The organism is Bdellovibrio reynosensis (genome assembly GCF_022814725.1).
Lineage (GTDB): Bacteria > Bdellovibrionota > Bdellovibrionia > Bdellovibrionales > Bdellovibrionaceae > Bdellovibrio > Bdellovibrio reynosensis.
Window position 1 is genome coordinate 62,745 of sequence record NZ_CP093442.1, and the last position, 19,829, is coordinate 82,573.

Consider the following 19,829-nt stretch of genomic DNA (forward strand, 5'->3'; position numbering starts at 1 on the left):
GAGAAAATTATGAAATAAAAAAAGCGGAGGAGACTCCGCTTTTTTTATTTCATATGTTCGTGCGAAATTATTTTTTAGATTTTTGAGTCAAACACTTGTCATAACAACGTTCAAAAACGGATTCATCGTTGTATTTATCTAAAGCTGGTTCACAAGTGTGGTAACAAGCCATTTTAGTGTCGATTCTTTTAGTTTCACACTTATTGAAGCAGGCTTGATATTCTTCCTCAGTGCCACCCATGTAAATGATAATTCCGCAGTCTTCTTGGCAGCTAAGTGCTGCAAATGCAGAACTTGTTACAGTTGTTGTCGCTAAGAATGCGAATGCCAGTAAAATAGATTTGATCATTGAATGCTCCTTTTTTTTCGAAAGGAGCGGTATATGCAATTAAGGGGTGGGTGACAACTATAAACACCATCATGATTATAGTCTCAAAGAACTGTAATGAAATTCATCGAGATTCTATGGAAGAAGCGTGGTTTTTACAGCTTCGTAGCGGTTTTTTACTTTTGCCCAGATATCACTATGCGGCCCTGTGATACCGTCTTCACCAATCTGATTTCCGCTTCCAGCGATTCCGCGCTGAGGAGCCAATGAATTTCCCGGCAAAAACCTTTCAAGGTCTTTCGTACTTATGCTGGAAGAATCATCTTCGTCGACAGAAGCAGGACCGCGCCCTGATTTCTTTTCTACCGTAGCGGCCTCAGTCGGACCTGCTTGCGCCTGTTGAGTTGAACCACTGCCACCGTAAAATCCGCCCAGCACACTTCGATCGCTGATATTCTTTTTACCTTTGCTGCGTTTGTCAGGGGCCGCAGAAAGTGGACGGGCATTTAAAGAAACTTGATTGCCTTGACGGCCATCAATACTTTCACCAGGTCCACCTTCAGGACGGGGAGCTTGCTGCAATTTATTTAGATCACTCAAGTCAAGGCCACCGGTTGTTTTCTTATTCTTTAAACGACTGTCCAATACGACTCCAGCGGTCTGGCCAGGAGCATCTGAAGCATTTCTGCACATGGAATGCATGGGATTGGCGCGACATACGCAAACTTTATCATTAGCCATTTTAGGATTGTTACAATCCATTTTTTCTTCAGCCCCGCAGCCGGGATAATCAGGATTTGATAAGCATAGTTCTGTTGGGCCATCGCCGGCACCGGTAGTTAATGAAGCGCAATCTTTGGCATTCATCTCAATGGTCGCGTAATTTTGTGCGGCTGCAGCGGCATCTTCCATCTTTCCAGAAAAGCCAGCGCATTGTGATCGATATTGATTCATGACCCTGCGAGCGGCATTCATGGCATTAGTGCTTTTAGCAGAGTTATCTGGACATCGAGGGTACAAAGTTTGGGAACAGGATGTATTGCAAGTTGCTATGGCTCTTTGGCAGTAAAGCCGGTAAGCAATCAAGCCTGCGCTGACACCTTTTGAAAGTTTCGCCATTTTAGAGCAGCTCTCTGCAACACTAGATGCAGATTTTGAAGAGATATACCTTGAAGCTTGGGAAACAAGATTTGAAACGTTACTTAAGGTCGTGCTATTTTCATCGCAGGCATCACCTGCGGCTAGACTGTCTCGTTCACAAGCCGCGATTTCGGCAGAAAAGTCTTCTTCGCAAGGGGCAGCTTTCTGATCGTTGCCTCCTGTGCTTTTGTTTTTATTGTCATCTTCATTCTCAGTGTCTTCATTATTAGGATCATTCGCTGATTTGCAAATTCCTTTTTCAAAATCTTCTTTTTTGCAATCTGCATTTTTTTTATCGCCTAAGCCATTAACAGGGCCATTACCACCAGTTCCATCACCAATAATGCCCTGTATACCATTAGCTTTTTGGACGCATCTATTAATGCAGCTTTGATAGGTATTATCGTTGGCTCCGTAGTAAAGAACGATTTCGCAGTCTTCGGCACATGCTTTCTGAACATCTACTTCAGCAATAGAATATTGAGATATCAAAAATGTGAAAGTAACCAAAACGATCCTAAAATAGCTCATACCTATTTTTCGGTTTAAGAAGGTCCCGGCTGAAACAGAATTCAGTTTGTAGATTGAGGTCTGACACGATTGTAATTGACGAAAATTTAGTGTGTTTCAAAACGAGATAAATAGATGAATATTTTCCTCAACTTGACGGTTTTGCGAGGAATTTTTTTCCTAACAAGTAATATCTTGGCCTATAAACAAAAGTTATTGTATATCGCCTTACCCGGTGGAGGTTTATATGGTTCGCGCTGTAATAATGATTGTTTTGTTTTTGATTGGGTGTGCAGATTCTGAGTTCAATAGCCTTAGAAATTTCGAGAAATCTGAAACAGTCGGAATTATCGGTGGGAAAAAAATCTACGCTGATTCACCGATATCTACCTTTACGGTTTACGTTGATATCAAAAAGTATCATCAGGGAAGTCTTGTTAGTAGGACTGGTTGTTCTGGTGTTGTAATTGCCCCCACTGTAGTTTTAACATCCGCCCACTGCTATAATGATCACGATTCTATTGCTTTCGATACTGTGGATACGCTGGTGGTCTTTGACGTTTCTTCTAAAGACCCCTTATCGTCGCGCTCATTGAAGGTAAAAAATGTTGTTTTTAATCCGAAATATGTCCCAGCAAAAAACAATTGGAGTGAGGATATCGCTATTCTGAATTTACCTAAAGAAGTTCCAGCACCCTATGAGCCAGTTTCAATTCTTAATGATTTTTCTGTGATACAAAAGGGCACTAAAATAGTTCTAGCGGGCTACGGAATCTCATCTGAAGTTCCTAAGATCCAATCTGACCATCTCAAATCTTTAGAGACGCAAATAGATGAAGTTCTTAAATACGCATTCGCATCACTTTCATCCGATGAAAACTCTTCGTGCTATGGTGATTCTGGGGGCCCTGCTTTAATTTTCAAAGATGGACGTTATCAGCTATTTGGAACTGTCACTGCAGGCGGCGGAGTAGTAGACAGTGGAAAAGATTGTAATTTCTTTAATATGTATACACGACTAGATCATTTAAGCGAATTTTTAGCACCTTACTTAAAAAAACAATAATAAGCGAAACTCAAGTACGCTTGACGTAGCTTACTTGGATCAATCACGGTAATAGCGTAGCTTTTACCGCCTCATAACGGTTTTTGACCTTACCCCAGATATCACTATGGGGACCCGTGACGCCATCGGTTCCAACGCGTTCAGAGGTGCCAGCGATACCCCTTGCTGGCGCCATCGCGTTACCTGGCAAGAATTTTTCAAGGTCACTGGCAGCAAAGTTTCTTTCTTCGCTTTCTTTCTCATCGTCATTTGTTGGCTTAACAGCTTTTTTCTCTGACACCAGCAGAGGGTTAGCCACATTGCCTTCTAACTTTTTGCCGCCCGCACTTCCATAAAATCCACCAAGAACACTGCGATCGCTAATGTTCTTTTTAGTCTTGCCACGTTTTTCAGGTATAGACCTGTGGGAAGCCGAATGAAGATGGATGTCGCTGCCTTGCCGTCCGTCAATACTTTCACCCTCGTCCCCTTCAGGGCGTTCGCCATGAGATAATTTTTCCTGCTGGGCAGAATCAAAACCGGTTGATTTTTTATTCTGCAGACGAGTGTCTAAAGATAAACTTGCTGATTCCTTAGTGTCCGTTGAATTGCGGCACATAGAGTGATTAGGATTTCCGCTGCAAACACAAACTTTAGTATTCGCCATTTTTGGGTTGCTGCAATCCATTTTTTCTTCCGTGCGGCAGCCAGGATAATCTGGATTCGTTAAGCACAATTCAGTAGGAGCGCTTCCGGCACCAGCGGTCAGCGACGCACAATCTTTTGCATTCATCGTAATCCCAGCATAATTTTGCGCGGCCGCCGCAGCTTCTTCCATGCGTCTAGTGAAAGCCATGCATTGGGATTTGTTTTGGTTCATCACTTTGCGTGCAGCACTCACTGCCAAATCACTTTTGACCCTGTTTGCAGTGCAACGGGGGATAAGGGTCTGAGAACAAGTCGAACTGCAACTATCAATACCTTTCTTACAGTACAATCGATAAGCCATTAACCCGGCACTAACGCCTTTAGAAAGAGTGGCCATTTTCGAACAGCTTTCAGTGATGCTCGAAGCTGATTTATTTGCAATATAAAGTGAAGCTTGGGAAACAAGATTAGAAACATTAGATAATGAAGAACTATTTTCATCACACGCATCACCAGCGCGAAGGCTTTCTTGTTCACAAGCGGCGATCTGTGCATCAAAGTTTTCTTCGCAAGGCAAAGCGGCAGACGCGCTTTCTTCAGCTACATTTTCAGTTGTTTTACTTTCAGAGAGTTTGCCTTCAGACGCCTGATTGGTTTTATTCTCTTCTTGGCTGGGCTTGTTTTTTTGACTCCACAAGCCTGCTTCGTCTGTTTTTTCTTTCTGTTCATCTAAGCATTGGTAATAACACTCTTGGTACAAATCATCGTCGCGATCTACTTCTTGATGGTGAACGCATTTAACGGCGCAGTGGGCATCTGTCCCCGCGAATGTATATGACGAAGCAAAGATACTTACGAATGTAAGCAGCACAACCTGAAACGTCCCCATACCTTTTTTTCGGTCTGTGACCGCGACTACTGAAACAAAAGGTGGTTTATTCTAATCATCTGACACAAGTGTAATAGGTGCAGGAAAATTTTGATTTAATTTGAGACAGAAATGGATTGTATTAGGGCAGAAGTGTTCCCTTGACCGCTTCGTAGCGATTCTTCACTTTACCCCAAATATTGCTATGAGGCCCAGTGATACCGTCTTCACCCACACGGTCTGAGCTTCCAGCGATTCCCCTTTGCGGAGCCATAGGATTGCCTGGTAAAAAACGTTTTAAGTCTTCAGCTGAAATACTGAGTTGTTCTTCTTCGTCGTCAGTTGAGGCTGGTCCTCGTGATGGTTCTTTTTCGATGATCGCCAAAGGTTCAGCTTCGTTTTTAATTGCAGCTTTGCCTGCGCCACCATAAAATCCGCCAAGGACACTACGGTCACTGATAGACTTTTTCCCTTTAATACGTGTACCAGCAGCCACAGCAAGAGCAGGGGAGCCAAGATTAAGATGTCCCTGTTTACCATCAATGCTGGTATCAGCAGACGTCGGCAATCTTTCTGCCTGTTCTAATTTTTCCTGTTTACTTAGATCTTTAAAATCAGACTTTTCATTTTTTTTGCGATTAGCAATTTCAACATTCGCCGTTTGATTAAATGACGAAGCTGAATTCATGCACATCGCATCCTGAGGATTGTTTTTACAAACACACACCTTGGTGCCTGACATTTTCGGGTTGTCACAATCCATTTTTTCTTCAGAAGCTCCACCGCAGCCAGGATAGTTTGGATTTTTTATACAAAGCTCAGTAGGGCCGTTACTGACAGCGGAAGTTAATGAGGCGCAGTCCTGGGCATTTAAAGATATAGCAGCATAGTTTTCAGCCGCTGCCGCGGCTTGATCCATTTTTCTGGTAAAGGTTTGGCAGGAGCTTTTTAAATTTCGCAAATTTTTTTGGGCCGCCATAACCTGCATATTCGATTTTGCATTGGCAGGACATTTCGGTATTAAATTCGCTGAACAAACCGCTGAACAAGAGTTGATCGCATTTTTGCAGTACAAGCGATATCCCATGAGGCCGGCACTAATGCCTTTACCGAAGGTGGCCATTTTGGAACAGCTCTCTGTAATGCTAGAAGCTGATTTCTGTCCAACATAGACGGTGGCTTGGGAAATAAGATTAGAAACATTGCTCAAGGCTGAGCTATTTTCATCGCAAGCATCAGACGCACTTGCAAGCTCGCGCTCGCACGAAGCGATTTCGGCTGAAAAGTCTTCGTTGCAGGGCACTTCGAAATCTTCTGCTACATTGGGGTTCGTCGAACGAGGTGTGGAGTTAGTTGTAGATCCCGTAGTTGAGCCCGTAGCTCCCGTTTTATTTTCGGAACCTGCGGCAGTGTTAGAGTTTGCGCCATTATTTAAACTTGCGCCGGGTTTATAATCAATATTCCAAATATCCCGCTCAACAGTGATGCATTCATTAATGCAAGTCGCTTGATCATATTCGTCAGAGTAAAAAGTTGCAGGGCATTGGCTTTCGCACTTTAACATGTGGGGGTCATAGGCTAGCGTCGCTGTTGAATAAATCAAAGACCCAACGCTGACCAAACTTAGAAAGAACAAGTGCTTAAACATGATTCTTAGTTTTCGGTTTAGTGGGCTAAGGTCTTAACGATTATCTTCGGAAACGAAAGTTTCTTGGGTAATTGATCTAAATTGGTTCGGGGTTAAATAAAATATCAATTTGATACAATAAAGGGCGATAGAAGCCATCGCCCTGCAAAGCACTTATTGGCAGCCAGCATCGGTCATTTGGTCGACGGCTAGGCACTGATGAAAGCATTTGTTAGCTTCTACTTCATCCCAGCCAAAGAATTCTGGATCGCACTTGGTCGCGCACACCATCTGTTCATCAATTGAAGAACTTTCTTCAAGGCATTTTCCATATTCAGCTTGGCGCCATTGGTCTGTCGTTTCCGGAATCGAAAGAATCAGTTCGCAATCAGCCTTATTCAACGGAGCAGCAAACGAAAGTGAAGAAGAAAGAAGTAGCGTCACTATAAGTGTTTTCATATTTATCCTTTATGAGTGTTGAAGTGCGGATGACTTAGAGGTTTTTTGCGTAGGGAGCAAATAAAAACATATTTACCCACATCGCTTTCTGATTACTTTTAGGCAATAAAAGGTCTAGGATTTTTTTCTTGAATCACTTTGTCGGTTTTTACCGATAAGCTCGAGTAATTAGAGGAACTCCATGGCACTTCAACTTGCATTCAGTGTACAAGACAAATGCACAACTATTCAGCTTAAGGGCAGCTTGAATGAATATTCGTCTATGTTAGACGGGGTTGAGGTTAATCCTTCTTTTGATCTGCATATTGAGCTTAAAGATCTTCAAGCCATCAATTCTTTGGGCATTCGCAATTTTCATAATTGGATCAAAAAGATTAAATGCCAACGCTTAAGACTTTTCTATTGTCCTAGAGCTTTCGTGAATCAGATGAATTTGGTCGAGGGTTTTCTTCCTGAAAAAGCAGAAATCGAAAGCTTTTTTGTGCCTTATTTTTCAGAAACCACGGGTGAAGATAAGATGGTTCTTTTCACCAAATTTTTAGAATACAAAAAAGAAAACGATAAATTGATTTTAAAAATTCCAGAATTCTACGATAACGATAATAACAAAATGGAATTGGATGTCTTTAAAGACCAGTACTTCCGTTTTCTTGAAAAGTACTACTAATTCATATGCAAGTGATTTGCTGGTTGCAGTTGATACTTCGCACTTAATTCAGATAAAAATTTAGTTCTTTTAAGCTTCCTTATTTCATCTGCAAAGTTTTTCGTTCTAAGTGCATGGGTGCGTTTTTTAGAAAAAGCAATGAAGTAAGAAATGTCTTCGCCCATAGTAGGAATTTCTTTTAAAGTGCTGCGATTCTTTTTTATCCACGTCATCGCTACATCACGATTCATATAAACCAAAGAATAAATTTTACTATCGGCTTTTCTTAAAACGGCATCGGCCTTTTCTTCAGCAACTATTTTAAAAGGGGTCCGATCTTGAAACTTTATTAGTGATTCGTGGGAAGCAGAGCGATTCATGACCCCTACGGTTTGGCCTTTTATATCTTTATAGTCGTGATAGCGAGATAGATTTTCTTCTAAGGTGAAAAAGGAATATCTGCTTTCAAAAATACTTTCAGTGAATTCTAAAACAGTTTCGCGATAGGGAGTCTTCGCAACAGGACACATAAGATCCACCTCGCCATTAACAACCATAGAAACGACTTGGTTTTGTGATGCGATTTTAAACTTACAATTTTCATTTTGTGATTTGCAGATCGTGCTTAAAAAATCAAAACAAGCGCCTTGAATACCTTCAGAACCCGAGTTGTAATAGAAGGGATTAAAGTCATAACCAATAACAGTCATGGCCCGCGCTTTAAAAGCGAACGCAGATAAGAGCACGGCTAACAGAAGTCTAAAAAGAAATCGATCCATGCAGCCAAGCTTAAACTAAATTTTAGTTTGTCCTAGCTGCCTTGAGAAAATACACGGGCGGTTTATTTAAATATGAATTTTGGTCCGATCGTTAACCAAAAGAAAAAGGCGACGGAATTAAATACGATAGCTAGCAGAAGTTTGTTGCGACTGTATTTGCTTAAAGGCACTTCTTGCTTCAAAACTCTGTATCCCATAGACATCGACATCAGATTGCACAAGATAGGTACTAGGACACAGCCTAGAACTGCATTTAAAAGCGATCGTTTTGCAATCGCTTGAGTTTCTTCTAACGGGGTTGTTGAAACTAATTTAAGCGACGGTCGTTCTTTACTTTCTAAAGCTAAAGAAGCATCCATGTACTCATGTTCAGGTATTTCTAAAGTTAATTTTCCTAAGACCTGTCCCAAGTGCGGAGCAACCCCGCGAGTCTGTTCATCACGAACTCGTGGATGAAGACCATGGGATAAAAGAAAAGACTTTATAACTTGAGCTTCAGCGAAGTCCGCACAGTCCATTAAAAAGACGTATTCATTAGAGTTCATAGACAAATCTTAGCTATCTATGAACCCATTTGTATAGACTTTTATGAGGGAGACTATTTAACCGCAGCGATGGCCTGACAAGCCTCGATGGCTGCTTGCAATCCAGCCTCAAAGCACGGAGTCATCCAGTTATCTTGGTTAGCAAAGTGAATGCGTTGACCAATCGGCGCTGCCGCTTTTTTCGCCGAACCGCTGCTGATAAGTCCTTTTTGAGAAAGTGGAACCGCATGACCCCAACGAGTTAAACGGATGCCGTGGATATCTTGCGCAGTTAAATTCAAAGAAGCTAAAACTGGACCGACATCAGCGAGGTACTTGTTTTTATATTTATCATGGCTGTTTGGATTAAACAGGAACTGGCGGGCGCCATCGTATGGAATGCCGTGATACAAAGTTAATACGCCATGCTCGGTTTTATCTTGCTGAGCCCATGAGCCAAAACAAACGTCAGAAAAATTACGATCACCACGTTTCATCGGTGTCGGTGCTGGCGGCACATTGCCTTGTAAGCAATAAAGCTCAAAGCTAGGACTTTGAATTGGTTTTTTAGTTAAAACGTTGCCAACTAGGTAAGCGCGGTACGGAAGGAACTTAGCCGCTGTGGATTGATCGTCACTCATTTCAGGAAGTAGGCGTCTAGCCACAAACTTAGGACAGGCCATGATCGCGTGTTTCGCACGGATCTTTTTCAGAACGTTCATCTCGTCAACATAAAGAACCGTCACAGAATCCTTATCTGTTTGCACGCGTAAAACCATGCAGCCCGTGCGCAGGGAATTTTCGCCGGCTTCTTTGCGAGTTTGCTGCGCCATTTTGTGAGCGATATAGGAGTTGCCACCTGGGAACGCTAATATTGCGCCGGTTTCAGCACTTAAAAAACCAAGGTATTGGAAAGCAGAAAGTTCTTCAGTTGAACCGCAGAAAGAACTCCAACCATAAAGCTGCATGTATTCTTTCAAATGCGGGTGAAGATCACCGAATTCTTTTGCGACCCATTCATCAACCGTCAGTTGGTCATATTCTTTGGCAAAATCACCTTCAAAGCTAAAGTCCGCTTCGTTATAAATTTCAACTAAGCGCTTATGAAGTTTTTTAAAGTCAGCCTCTGCGCCTGGCGCTGTAGCGCCTTGCCAGAATGGGGACTTGATCGCATTTTTAAAGAACACCGAAGTTTCTTCACTAGTTTCTCTGCGAGCTTTATCAGCGATGCCTAGTTCGTTTAATAAGCCAGCTAGCGGAGCTTCTTGCGCAGGTTCACAGATGTAAGCAGCACCAATGGAATAACAAGCGTCTTTGTAAAGCTCGCCCTTAGAGTTTCCACCCAAACGAGTGTCTTGCTCTAAAAGAACCATTTTTTTATTTCTTAAGTAATAAGCAGCGCTAAGACCAGAAATACCGCCACCTATAACAGCCACTTCAAACTCTTCAGTCACTGAAGGTTCGCCACCTTGTTTTTCGATATAGCCGTCAATGTTCCAAAGAATATCGTGGGGACGATCGATATTATCGCCATTAAAATCTAAGCTGTTGTTTTGGCCAGCGTCTACTTTTGCGATCGGCAAATCATCAGTTAGTTTTTTTGAAACCCAGGAAGAACCCTGAGCGATGCCTCTTGTAGGCAGTGAAGAGATGGCGGCAATAGAAAGGCTGCTTTTGATAAAATCACGTCTTTGCATAGGCCCTTTAAATAAAGAAGCCTGATGCAAAGAACAAGGGGAGGTTGAGGGGCCTCCCCTTATTGAGAACTTATTGAAATTTAGTGAGGGTAAACGCCACCATCGCAGTCAGGAACCGTGTAAGATTTTCTGAATAAAAGTTCTTCACGTTCAGCGTTGCGGTTAGAGATGCGTTTAACAACTGGGATCGTCACTGTCATTGGGTATGAGCCATAAACTGTGTGGGTTTTGCAGTCAAAGTCATGGTTGCTGTTTGAGCGGCATGATTCAACTTTGTGAGCGTAATCAATTGGAGTTGAAAGATACTCTCTGCCTACAACAACGATTTCTGTGCGACCACCTTCGCGACCACCGTGGAAACGAGTTTCAGTGATATCGACGGGTTTTTGTGTGCGCAAGTTATCACCATCGCGGCAAACGAAAGTGTAATCAATCGCGCGACCCATATAAACTGTCGGAGCCTTCACTTGGACATAGCGGTCTGCCATGATTTCTTCCCAAGAAGAGTTTTGATTAACCATTGCGTGAGCCGATGCTGAAACCAGAAGGCCTAAAATAAGAGCTGTTAGTTTTTTCATGGAAATCTCCTTTTTTGTTTTGTGTGTGCGAAAACTTTGTTCTGACGAAGCACAAGTCTCAAGTTACCTGCCCGTAAGAACGCGTGTTTAAACAAATTGTTGTTCCAGGAAAATTCGCGCTAACGCCTTGTTTCACGTCGATTTCCAATGCAAGTTACCAGACGCTCATGTAAGCGTTTCTTCCATGAATAATTTAGAATTTCCCGAGCTGACAGAGAAACTAAATAAGCCAGAAGTGATTGAACGTTCATGGGTCATCACTCTTTCAGGATCCCGTTTTAATATTCTAAAACCAGACCCTGCTGCCGTAAGATTAGAAGACATCGCGTGCGCATTAGCGCGCCAGGCCCGCTTCAATGGTCACACTCGATTTTTCTATAGCGTTGGACAGCACTCGTGCCTTGGCGCTGAAGTGTCGCCAACCAAAGACATCGCAAAACAAATGCTGTTCCATGATGCCACTGAAGCCTATGTTGGTGACTTGGTATCTCCAGTAAAAGCACTTCTTCCTGATTTTGAAATTATTGAGTCGCGCATTCACTGGGCCATCGCGCAAAAGTTCGGTTTGGAATTCCCACTGCCAAAAGTAGTAAAACAAATCGACCGCCGCTTGTTAGCAACAGAAGTCCGCGATCTTATCACTAAAGACCTAGCATCCTGGAACATCGGCAAGGATGAACCTTTTGATTTCCCTATCATTCCGTGGCCACCAGAAGTAACCGAAGCCAGATTCCTAGAAATAGCAAAAAACCTATTATAAAAAAAAGCCCCAGCAATGCCGGGGCTTTTTAGTTTTAAAATCTATTTTCTAGATCTAAGAAGGCATTAGCCTTCTTTAGGTACTTTGGATTCGTCAACAGTCACTTCGATTTCAACGCGACGGTTTTTAGAACGAGCTTCTTTAGTTTTTGCTGGATCAACTGGATCCGCGGCACCCATACCGATTGAAGACATTGTGTTTGCAGGCATTCCTGAAGCAATCAATTGCTCACGAACAGCTTCAGCACGTTGCTTTGAAAGTGGGTTGTTCACAACTGTAGTACCAGTATCGTCAGTGTATCCTTTGATAGTTAGGATATTTTCTGGATACTTTTTCATGATGCTAGCAAGTTGATTGATGTTTGATTTAGCCGCTGGTTTTAACTCTGCTTTACCAGTGTCAAAGAGGATATCACTTTTAAGTTTCGTGATAAGACCTTGCTCTGTTCTTTTTGTTTCAGCGATTTTTTCAAGCTCTTTAGCTTGTTTATCCATACGCTTACCAACCACTCCACCTAGTGAACCACCGATAGCTGCTCCGATAAGGGCGCCTTCGTTACGTTTACCAGTTTGGTGACCGATGATCGCACCCACCGCAGCGCCAAGACCTGCACCGATGCCGGCACCTTTAGCTGTGTTTGGGTTTTCTTTCATAGAAGCGCAACCCGTAGCAAAAATGCTGACTGCAGCTGCAAGTAAAATAAGTCTTTTCATGATGTCTCCTTGTTAAAGATCCATTTCAAAAGAAGAAAGGGGAAAGCGCAATATTAGAATCAGCGCGTCCATGTACATAGTGCGGTCCAAAAAAGGGGTTGTGCTTTAGCAGCTCCATTGGATGCCAAAGAAACCCATTAAAAAAGACACAAAATGAATTCCCTAATTCTTGGCTAATCTTTATGCTTTTTTAAAGGATTATAAGAAAGAGGATGTGCATGAATAAGCTTCTAATCGCCGCGCTGACTGTCAGTTTCCTAGTTGTAGGACAAGCCCAAGCCGAAGACCGATTTATTGTTGTGAACGGGGTTGCAGAAAAAAGTCTGGATCCAAATATGGTCACTATGACTGTTGAAGTGTGGAGTAAGGCTGTTACAGCCAAACAAGCCCAACAGATGGCGGCCCAGCAATTCAAGCTTATTAAAAAATCTTTTGAGGATTTTAAAATCAGAAAAGAAGACATCCAAACTGAAAACTACAGTTTAAATCCAGAAATGGTCTGGGATGATAAGTCGCGCACCAACAAAATGACCGGTTTCAGAGTCAGCCAAGCCCTTTCGGTGACGGTAAGAAAAATCGAAGACACGGGGAACTTTATCGATAGTTTGGTGGCTGATAAAGGCACTAAAGATGCGGGCGTGAACATTAACAACATTTTTTGGGATTCAGATAAAAGACAAGAGGCAGAGACTTTGGCTTTAGCAGATGCCGTGCAGGCCGCAAAAACCAAAGCCCAGGAAATAGCCAAAGCCGCAGGTGTAAAGATCAAAGGTGTTTCTAAGATCAGTCATTCCACAGCGCCAGTACAACCCATTCAACCATTTAGAGGCATGATGAAGGCTTCTTATGATGCAGCTTCAACCTCTACAGAAATGTCTGCTGGACAAATCAAAGTGAAGGTTGAAGTCACATCGGAGTACGAGATCTAAAGCTGCTCCAGTCTCCGCGCCGGCGGCGCTCCGACACTGCCGGCGTCCGCCGCTACTGAACCGGGAAAAGGTAAGTGGTGGTCATCGCATTCTTTTCAGTGATGGAATGGATCTCATAGATTTCCACCACAGAACCCGTTTGTTTTAGATTTTGTTTTAACAAGTAATCATTCACACGCGGGTACACTTTCATAGGCCCGATGCCTGGGCTGCCAGTGAAAGTGGCAACGACATATTGGCGGCCAGGGATTTCACCCGTTTTGAATTCTTCTGTAAGTCCTTCTGGAACTTTGGCAACGATGCAGCCTACTTTAGAACGAAGGCGAGCTTCTTCCACTTGACGAGGATCATCTAAGTATTCACCGAAAGTACGGCCACACTCTGTATTTTTAGCCTTCATTTCTTTTTCAACTTTTTCGATCACCTTATTTACTTTGTGATAAGGCCCCACATGCTCTAGATAAACTGTCGTGAACGGTCCTTGATTAGCGGTTGTGATATCCACACCTTTGAAAGCTCCTAGATAGTTCGAAAGAAACAAGCCAAAAGAAACCAGTGCGACAGCTACGAAAACTAAGATGTATCTCATAAATTATTTATACCCATTTAATAGAGCAGCCCATTGAGGCTACTTGTTCATCAGTTGCTTTTTTATCTTTTAATAAGTCTTGAACGGCGTCGTAAAGTTCGCGCTTGGTTACTTTAGAAGCATCTTTCCATGAATCATCAAGGCGACCCCGGTAAGCAAGCTTGTGGTTTTTATCGTAAACAAAATAATCCGGCGTGCACACGGCACCAAACTTGTGAGCCACTTCTTGAGTTTCATCGTGCAGGTACACAAAAGAATAATTCTTTTCCTGCGCACGAGCTTTTAGATTTTCAAAAGAATCTTCCGGATGCGATTTTGCATCGTTAGAGCAAATAGCGACGACCGAAACATTTTGTTTTTTTAAGTCATTTCCCAAAGTAATCAAACGATCTTCAATCGCTTGCACATAAGGGCAGTGGTTACAGATAAACATCACAACTAAAGGGTTTCCTTTCGGGAAATCTTTAAGTGAATAAGTTTTTCCATCCACCGCAGGCAAGGTAAAATCAGGGCAGTCGTTTCCTAACTCTGCAAAAGGCGTAAATGTTAATGCCACGAAGGACCTCCTACAGACTTGTCCAGCTGATTTTTCTATCGTTAATCAGTAAGCTGCCATCAGCCTCCATACCAGTGTATTTTTCTTTTAACAAAGGATGATGGTTTAAAGCAGTCAGCAAAGACAACTGATCACTGGTCGTAAGTTGTTCTTCGCAGTGGGAAACGGCATCAGTCAGTTCAAATAACAAACGATCTAAGAATGCCGTATAGTCCTGACCCAAAAGTGGAGCCCCTGGTGGCAAGGATTCTAAAATGCTTGTCGCAGTTTCAACCTCAGCAGGGGAGGAAGTAATATTAAAACCAATCCCGATGATCAAACGAACTTCGTCAGCCTGGCTGACATTTTCTAACAAAATACCGCAGACTTTTTTATCGCCAATATAAATGTCATTCGGCGCTTTTAAGTTCCACTCTAAGAATGGCCAAGTTGAAACACAAGCACGGTAAACCGCAAGTCCCACCAGGCAAGACGTTGTCGGTTGAGGTTTCACACCCAAAAGATAAGACCATGAACTTAATAAGCAGCTTCCGGGTTGAGCATCAATCCAAGAGTTTTTTCCGCGGCCGCGACCCGAAGTTTGATGATCGGTAAGATAAAGGCATAAAGATTCTTCTAAAAGATTTTCTTCAAAAGCCTCTTCCTTCGCCAAATTATTTGTGCTGTCTTGTTGTGATTTATATGAAACATAAAGGTGATTGTTTTCAGCCCAGTGCGAAGTCACCTGTCCAATACGAATATCTGCTAAAGGTGTATCCACTAGTCCTCCCAGTTAAAGACAAGGCTGACGTCAGCGCAAGGAGCAGAGTGAGTTAAAGCGCCGACAGAAATATAGTTCACACCAATTTCAGCCACTGACTGAATGCGCTCTAGATTCATATTGCCGCTAGCCTCAGTTTCGATTTCAGAAGGAATCATGGATAAGGCTTTTTTAAGCATTTCATTATCCATGTTATCTAAAAGAATGCGGTGAACTTTCATATCAACCGCTTCTTTGATTTCTTCTAAAGTTCTAGCTTCAACTTCGATATGAAGCTGGCTGTGTTCGCGCACGCGATTCACGGCATTCTTAATTCCGCCCATAACAGAAATATGATTGTCTTTAATCATGATAGCGTCGCTTAAGTTCATACGGTGATTCATGCCGCCGCCATGGACAACCGCGCGCTTTTCAAGTTCGCGAAAGCCCGGGGTCGTTTTGCGGGTATCTAAGATTTTAGTTTTAGTACCAGCCACTTTTTTAACAAAACGGCGAGTGTGGGTCGCAATCCCTGAAAGGTGACCTAAAAAGTTTAAGGCCACACGTTCTGCTTTAAGAACTTGAACCAAGTCGCCTTCGATAGTGCAGATGATTTGATTTTTTAAAATCTCATCACCTTCTTCGAAGTGCCATTTGATACGAACATTGGGTTCTAGGGCTTGCATGGATTGTTCAAAAGCTGAAGCGCCCGATAAAACGATGTCTTCCTTGGCTTTTAATTTGGCTCTGCCAATGCGCGGTTTAAGGGCTAAAGATTCAGTGGTAACATCCCCTTGGGGCATGTCTTCTTTGATGGCAGCGCGGATCAGCTCCAGCAATGTCATAACAGCAGACCTCTTTTAACAAGCAGGTCCGTATTAATTTAAACCTGCTTAAATTGATTTCTCGGTATCTTTGAGGATTTTATTGATCTCATCACGCACGATGCGTTCAGCGATCTCTGGAAGGATTTTCCAGCAAATGGATTCAATCACTTCGCGAGCTTCCTCACGAATAACCTTTTCCATCATATTGCTGTTTAAGTCACCCTTGGATTGGGCATTCTGCGCTGCTGCCTGAGGAGCTTCAGCACGTTTTGGCGCCGCCTTTTGTAGCGTTTCCATCATTTGGTCTTTAACGGACTTTTCTACTTTAGAAACAAAGGATTCAGTTGTTGGTTTAGGAGCTGTTTTAGTGGCACCTGGCTTAACAAAGCTGATCTCTTCAAAATCGCCATCCATTTCAATGTGAGCCGATGAAAGTTCGTCATCCTGAGGAATCACAAACTTCGATGCAAAGTCACCGGTTTCAGTTTCTGGAAGATTGATTTTAAACTTAGTTAAATCTTGATGAGCCCAACCACCTTCATCATGCTCTTCCGCCATTTTAGGATTGGTCAAAGGCACTGCCGAAAATTCTTCGTCAGAAACTTCTAAAGGATTGGCATCTGCATCACTTATTTCAGGAATATCAAGAAACGCTTCATCTTGGGCTTCTGGCACAGCATAAATTTCGTTACTTGCTTCCTGGTGAATAGCTTCATCAACTGGAGCTTCTTCAAAGTCGGGCATGCTTGGGAAAGTTAAAAAATTACTTACAGGATTGGATGTCGTTTTTTGAACTAAATCATTCACAATCGAGCGTAAGTGGTCGGCATCGAAAGGTTTTTCTAAACGACGGTCGGCTTTACATTCACTTGCTTTGGTTTCATCGATTTCCATGAAACCACTCCACATCAACACCACCGGGATGTGAGCTGTTTCAGCGTCATTTTTTAAATCCGCACAAACTTCATAACCTGAGCGCTTCGTTAAAAGCACATCCGCAAATACAATGTCAGGTTTAAAAGTTTTGGTCACTGACAGGACATCAAGCCCCACCGGAACTGCCTTCACTTCAACAGCGAAGTCAGACAATGCAAGTTGCATTACTTTTTTGATTGTGGAACTCTCATCTGCAAGTAAGACGCGTAAAGCCATACTAAAAGTAAAATAGGAATTTGCAACTGAGTCAAGGATAATAGACTTCATGAACCGCATCGATCGATATACATCTTGGCTATTTTGGGGCTACTTCATCGGTGGCTTGCTCGTTTTCTTGACCGTATTCACTGCGGTGGATGCGATGTCTACTATGGTAACTTACCCTGGTGTTGCTCCGTCAGCTTTAATCAAATACTACCTTTATTCATTCCCAGAGATTGTTTCAAAACTTCTTCCGGTCGCCTGTTTGTTAGGCACAATTTTGACTTTATCTAGTTTGAATAAAGCAAATGAACTCGTTGCGTTATTCGCAGCGGGCATGAGTTTAATCCGTATTTGCTTTCCGATTCTGCTGTGGGTGCTATTAATTTCAGCAATCGGTTACATGGCGACGGATCGTTTGCTTCCGCAAGCGACGAAACAAAAGAACTATATTCTGTATTATGATCTGAAAAAAGAGCCGCACCGTTTTTCAACGATCAAGACGGATAAGATTTGGTACCGCTCGAAAAACTCGATCTTTAATATTCAAACCTTGAATGCAAAAGGGGACAAAGCCCAAGGGTTAACCATGTACTTCTTTAATGAGGCATGGGACTTGGTCCAAATGATCACGGCTCGCCAAGTAAATATCGAAGGGGCCCAGTGGGTTTTAGAAGAGGGGGCGGTTACGATCTTTTCAAAAGATTCAAGCTTCCCGCTAACTAGCCAGTTTAAACGAAAAAGTATTGTGATGGCCGAAGACTCTAAGGACTTACAAAGTGCCGGGGCCACTGCCAATATGATGTCGCAAAAGGAACTGGATCACTTCATTAACAAAAATAAGGCAGCCGGTTTAGATACGGTGGCCTATGAAGTCGACTATCACGCTAAAATCAGCTTTGCTTTTGCAGGCCTTGTAATGTGTTTATTAGGTATCCCTTTTAGTGTGGGTAAGGCTCGCTCTGGGGGTACGATGCTGAATGTGGGGATCTGTTTAGCCCTAGTTTTTGCCTATTATGTATTTTATTCCTCAGGGATCACTTTAGGGCAGCACGGGACAGTACCTCCGGTGGTGGCCGCTTGGACGCCTAATATTCTCATGACGATGGTGGCCTTGGTCCTTCTCAAAAGGCTGAAACGCTGATATAATGAGGCCCTCCCGGAGGCCCTTATGATCATGAAAATCCTCACTTTCCCTGACCCAAAACTGCGTGAAGTTTCTAAGCCTGTAGAGGCATTTGGACCAGAAATCAAAAAGCTTTCAGAGGATATGATCGAAACTATGTACGATGCGAACGGCATCGGTTTAGCAGCCCCTCAAGTCGGCGAGCTTGTTCGTATGGTCGTTATCGACACTCGCCCTAAGGATGAAAAAGGTCGCCGCTACAAGTACGAAGAAATGACTGAACTTGAAGCCGCAGTTAAGCAGCCTTTGATTTTAATCAATCCTGAAATCGTTAAAGGCGAAGGTAAAACAACTTTTGATGAAGGCTGTTTGTCTATTCCTGGTTACTACGAAACGGTTCAACGTTTTAACTATATAGAAATGAAAGCTTTTGATTTGAACGGTAAAGAATTTATCGTGAAAACTGATGGCTTACTTGCGATCTGCATGCAGCACGAACTTGATCATCTTGAAGGCACATTGTTCGTAGATCATTTAAGCTTTATCAAAGGCAACAAGATCAAAAATCAGATCAAGAAATTCGGTTATCCTGTAAAAGAGGAAAAAGAAAAAGCCAAAGCCGGATCAAAAACAGCTGACGAAGAAAAGATCGAAGTGTGAGTAAGGTCCGAGTTTGTTTCCTAGGGACTCCAGAATTTGCAGTCACCTCTTTAAAAGCTCTTTTAGAAGATGCACATTTTGAAGTTGTCGGCGTGGTGACCCAACCTGATCGCCCCGCTGGCCGGAAACTTCAACTGACACCCAGTCCTGTTAAAGTTTTAGCCCAAGATCATGGGCTCAAAGTTATTTCTCCTGAATCCTTAAAAAATGATAACGCTGCTAACGAAGAAATCAAAAGCTGGGGCGCTGAAGTTGGCGTTGTTGTGGCTTTTGGTCAAATTCTTACGCAAGCTTTCTTGGATTCATTCCGTTTTGGTTGCGTGAACGTGCATGGTTCGATTTTACCGCGCTGGCGTGGTGCTGCTCCGATTCAACGTGCGATTGAAGCCGGTGATGAAGAGACAGGCGTGACTTTGCAGAAAATGGTAAAGAAACTAGATGCCGGCGACATCATTGGCATTCGCCGCGTGAAGATCACTCAAGAAATGCACGCCCTGCAGTTGCATGATGAGTTGGCCTTATTAGGAGCTGACTTATTGCGTGTGGAGTTAATGGACTATGTGCGCGGGAATTTAGCGCCAGTTCCGCAGGATGAAGCGCAAGTGACCATTGCTAAGAAAATCGATAAAACCGAGTCCTTAGTTGACTGGAATCTTTCGGCAAAAAATATTGACGGAAAAATCCGAGGCTTTGTTTACGGGCCGGGTACGTATACAATTCTTCAAGGTAAAAAATTAAAACTTCATAAAGCCGTGCCTTTGCCTGCTTCTAATAATTCAGAGCCGGGCCAAGTGCTTGAAGTGGGTGCTGATTTTGTTAGTGTTGCCACTGGTGACGGAGTTTTAAAACTTTTAGAAGTTCAGCCCGAATCCCGCAATCGCATGCTGGTGGCAGACTTTTTAAAAGGCACGGCCTTAAAAATAGGAGATAAATTCGGTGTCTAA

Annotated in this window: 22 protein-coding genes; 7 read left to right on the forward strand and 15 right to left on the reverse strand. The window is 42.8% G+C overall.

Going from position 1 to position 19,829, the window contains the following annotated elements; all coding sequences use genetic code 11:
• Positions 1 to 67 precede the first annotated feature (67 nt).
• Together MNR06_RS00340 and MNR06_RS00345 are read right to left on the reverse strand one after the other, a co-directional pair.
• Entirely contained in the window at positions 68 to 349 is a 282-nt protein-coding gene (locus MNR06_RS00340) for a hypothetical protein (protein ID WP_243537840.1), read from the reverse strand.
• A 114-nt stretch (positions 350 to 463) separates the two neighbouring features.
• Positions 464 to 1,999, reverse strand: a complete 1,536-nt coding sequence (locus MNR06_RS00345; protein WP_243537841.1) for a hypothetical protein — start codon at positions 1,997 to 1,999, stop codon at positions 464 to 466.
• Positions 2,000 to 2,225: 226 nt separating this feature from the next.
• Between MNR06_RS00345 and MNR06_RS00350 the strand changes: the two genes are divergently transcribed.
• The gene (locus MNR06_RS00350) at positions 2,226 to 3,044 is read left to right on the forward strand and encodes a S1 family peptidase (RefSeq protein WP_243537842.1); all 819 of its coding nucleotides are present in this window, start codon (positions 2,226 to 2,228) and stop codon (positions 3,042 to 3,044) included.
• A gap of 43 nt (positions 3,045 to 3,087) precedes the next feature.
• Here the strand turns inward: MNR06_RS00350 and MNR06_RS00355 are convergent, their stop codons facing one another.
• The 3 genes from MNR06_RS00355 to MNR06_RS00365 all read right to left on the reverse strand — a co-directional run bounded on the left by MNR06_RS00355 (position 3,088) and on the right by MNR06_RS00365 (position 6,625).
• On the reverse strand, positions 3,088 to 4,560 hold the full coding sequence (locus tag MNR06_RS00355) for a hypothetical protein (protein WP_243537843.1): 1,473 nt from the start codon (positions 4,558 to 4,560) through the stop codon (positions 3,088 to 3,090).
• Positions 4,561 to 4,681: 121 nt separating this feature from the next.
• On the reverse strand, positions 4,682 to 6,187 hold the full coding sequence (locus MNR06_RS00360; RefSeq protein ID WP_243537844.1) for a hypothetical protein: 1,506 nt from the start codon (positions 6,185 to 6,187) through the stop codon (positions 4,682 to 4,684).
• 153 nt (positions 6,188 to 6,340) lie between these two features.
• Entirely contained in the window at positions 6,341 to 6,625 is a 285-nt protein-coding gene (locus tag MNR06_RS00365) for a hypothetical protein (protein ID WP_243537845.1), read from the reverse strand.
• A 181-nt stretch (positions 6,626 to 6,806) separates the two neighbouring features.
• On the opposite strand from MNR06_RS00365, the gene MNR06_RS00370 reads away from it, so the two are divergent.
• A complete protein-coding gene (locus tag MNR06_RS00370; RefSeq protein ID WP_243537846.1) occupies positions 6,807 to 7,292 on the forward strand; it encodes a hypothetical protein in 486 nt (161 codons plus the stop codon).
• Here the strand turns inward: MNR06_RS00370 and MNR06_RS00375 are convergent.
• The 4 genes from MNR06_RS00375 to MNR06_RS00390 all read right to left on the reverse strand — a co-directional run bounded on the left by MNR06_RS00375 (position 7,289) and on the right by MNR06_RS00390 (position 10,849).
• On the reverse strand, positions 7,289 to 7,981 hold the full coding sequence (locus tag MNR06_RS00375; RefSeq protein ID WP_243537847.1) for a substrate-binding periplasmic protein: 693 nt from the start codon (positions 7,979 to 7,981) through the stop codon (positions 7,289 to 7,291). The genes MNR06_RS00370 and MNR06_RS00375 overlap by 4 nt on opposite strands.
• A 131-nt stretch (positions 7,982 to 8,112) precedes the next feature.
• Positions 8,113 to 8,595, reverse strand: a complete 483-nt coding sequence (locus MNR06_RS00380) for a hypothetical protein (protein WP_243537848.1) — start codon at positions 8,593 to 8,595, stop codon at positions 8,113 to 8,115.
• 53 nt (positions 8,596 to 8,648) lie between these two features.
• Positions 8,649 to 10,271, reverse strand: a complete 1,623-nt coding sequence (locus MNR06_RS00385) for a flavin monoamine oxidase family protein (RefSeq protein WP_243537849.1) — start codon at positions 10,269 to 10,271, stop codon at positions 8,649 to 8,651.
• A gap of 80 nt (positions 10,272 to 10,351) precedes the next feature.
• Positions 10,352 to 10,849 (reverse strand): hypothetical protein, encoded by a 498-nt coding sequence (locus tag MNR06_RS00390; RefSeq protein ID WP_243537850.1) that lies wholly within the window; start codon positions 10,847 to 10,849, stop codon positions 10,352 to 10,354.
• A 184-nt stretch (positions 10,850 to 11,033) separates the two neighbouring features.
• On the opposite strand from MNR06_RS00390, the gene MNR06_RS00395 reads away from it, so the two are divergent.
• The gene (locus MNR06_RS00395) at positions 11,034 to 11,609 is read left to right on the forward strand and encodes an HD domain-containing protein (RefSeq protein ID WP_243537851.1); all 576 of its coding nucleotides are present in this window, start codon (positions 11,034 to 11,036) and stop codon (positions 11,607 to 11,609) included.
• Between the two features lie 65 nt (positions 11,610 to 11,674).
• Here MNR06_RS00395 and MNR06_RS00400 read toward each other — a convergent pair whose 3' ends face one another.
• A complete protein-coding gene (locus MNR06_RS00400; protein WP_243537852.1) occupies positions 11,675 to 12,322 on the reverse strand; it encodes an OmpA family protein in 648 nt (215 codons plus the stop codon).
• Between the two features lie 218 nt (positions 12,323 to 12,540).
• Here MNR06_RS00400 and MNR06_RS00405 point away from each other — a divergent pair, with 218 nt between their 5' ends.
• Positions 12,541 to 13,251, forward strand: coding sequence for an SIMPL domain-containing protein (locus MNR06_RS00405; protein WP_243537853.1), 711 nt, complete (start codon positions 12,541 to 12,543; stop codon positions 13,249 to 13,251).
• Positions 13,252 to 13,303: 52 nt separating this feature from the next.
• On the opposite strand, the gene MNR06_RS00410 is transcribed toward MNR06_RS00405, so the two are convergent.
• From MNR06_RS00410 to MNR06_RS00430, 5 genes are read right to left on the reverse strand one after another with little or no spacing between them, the layout of a single operon-like run.
• Complete coding sequence (locus tag MNR06_RS00410; RefSeq protein ID WP_243537854.1) at positions 13,304 to 13,840, reverse strand: GyrI-like domain-containing protein; 537 nt, start codon at positions 13,838 to 13,840, stop codon at positions 13,304 to 13,306.
• 7 nt (positions 13,841 to 13,847) lie between these two features.
• Complete coding sequence (locus MNR06_RS00415) at positions 13,848 to 14,396, reverse strand: thioredoxin family protein (RefSeq protein ID WP_243537855.1); 549 nt, start codon at positions 14,394 to 14,396, stop codon at positions 13,848 to 13,850.
• Between the two features lie 10 nt (positions 14,397 to 14,406).
• Complete coding sequence (locus tag MNR06_RS00420) at positions 14,407 to 15,156, reverse strand: biotin--[acetyl-CoA-carboxylase] ligase (RefSeq protein ID WP_243537856.1); 750 nt, start codon at positions 15,154 to 15,156, stop codon at positions 14,407 to 14,409.
• Positions 15,156 to 15,980: a carboxylating nicotinate-nucleotide diphosphorylase gene (gene nadC, locus MNR06_RS00425; RefSeq protein WP_243537857.1), complete on the reverse strand. Its 825-nt coding sequence runs from the start codon at positions 15,978 to 15,980 to the stop codon at positions 15,156 to 15,158. Before nadC ends, MNR06_RS00420 begins: the two co-directional genes overlap by 1 nt.
• Positions 15,981 to 16,028: 48 nt before the next feature.
• The gene (locus tag MNR06_RS00430; RefSeq protein ID WP_243537858.1) at positions 16,029 to 17,165 is read right to left on the reverse strand and encodes a response regulator; all 1,137 of its coding nucleotides are present in this window, start codon (positions 17,163 to 17,165) and stop codon (positions 16,029 to 16,031) included.
• Here MNR06_RS00430 and lptG point away from each other — a divergent pair.
• From lptG to fmt, 3 genes are read left to right on the forward strand one after another with little or no spacing between them, the layout of a single operon-like run.
• On the forward strand, positions 17,164 to 18,243 hold the full coding sequence (lptG, locus tag MNR06_RS00435) for an LPS export ABC transporter permease LptG (RefSeq protein ID WP_243537859.1): 1,080 nt from the start codon (positions 17,164 to 17,166) through the stop codon (positions 18,241 to 18,243). The genes MNR06_RS00430 and lptG overlap by 2 nt on opposite strands.
• Positions 18,244 to 18,270: 27 nt before the next feature.
• A complete protein-coding gene (gene def, locus MNR06_RS00440; RefSeq protein WP_243537860.1) occupies positions 18,271 to 18,885 on the forward strand; it encodes a peptide deformylase in 615 nt (204 codons plus the stop codon).
• A complete protein-coding gene (gene fmt / locus MNR06_RS00445) occupies positions 18,882 to 19,829 on the forward strand; it encodes a methionyl-tRNA formyltransferase (protein WP_243537861.1) in 948 nt (315 codons plus the stop codon). Before def ends, fmt begins: the two co-directional genes overlap by 4 nt.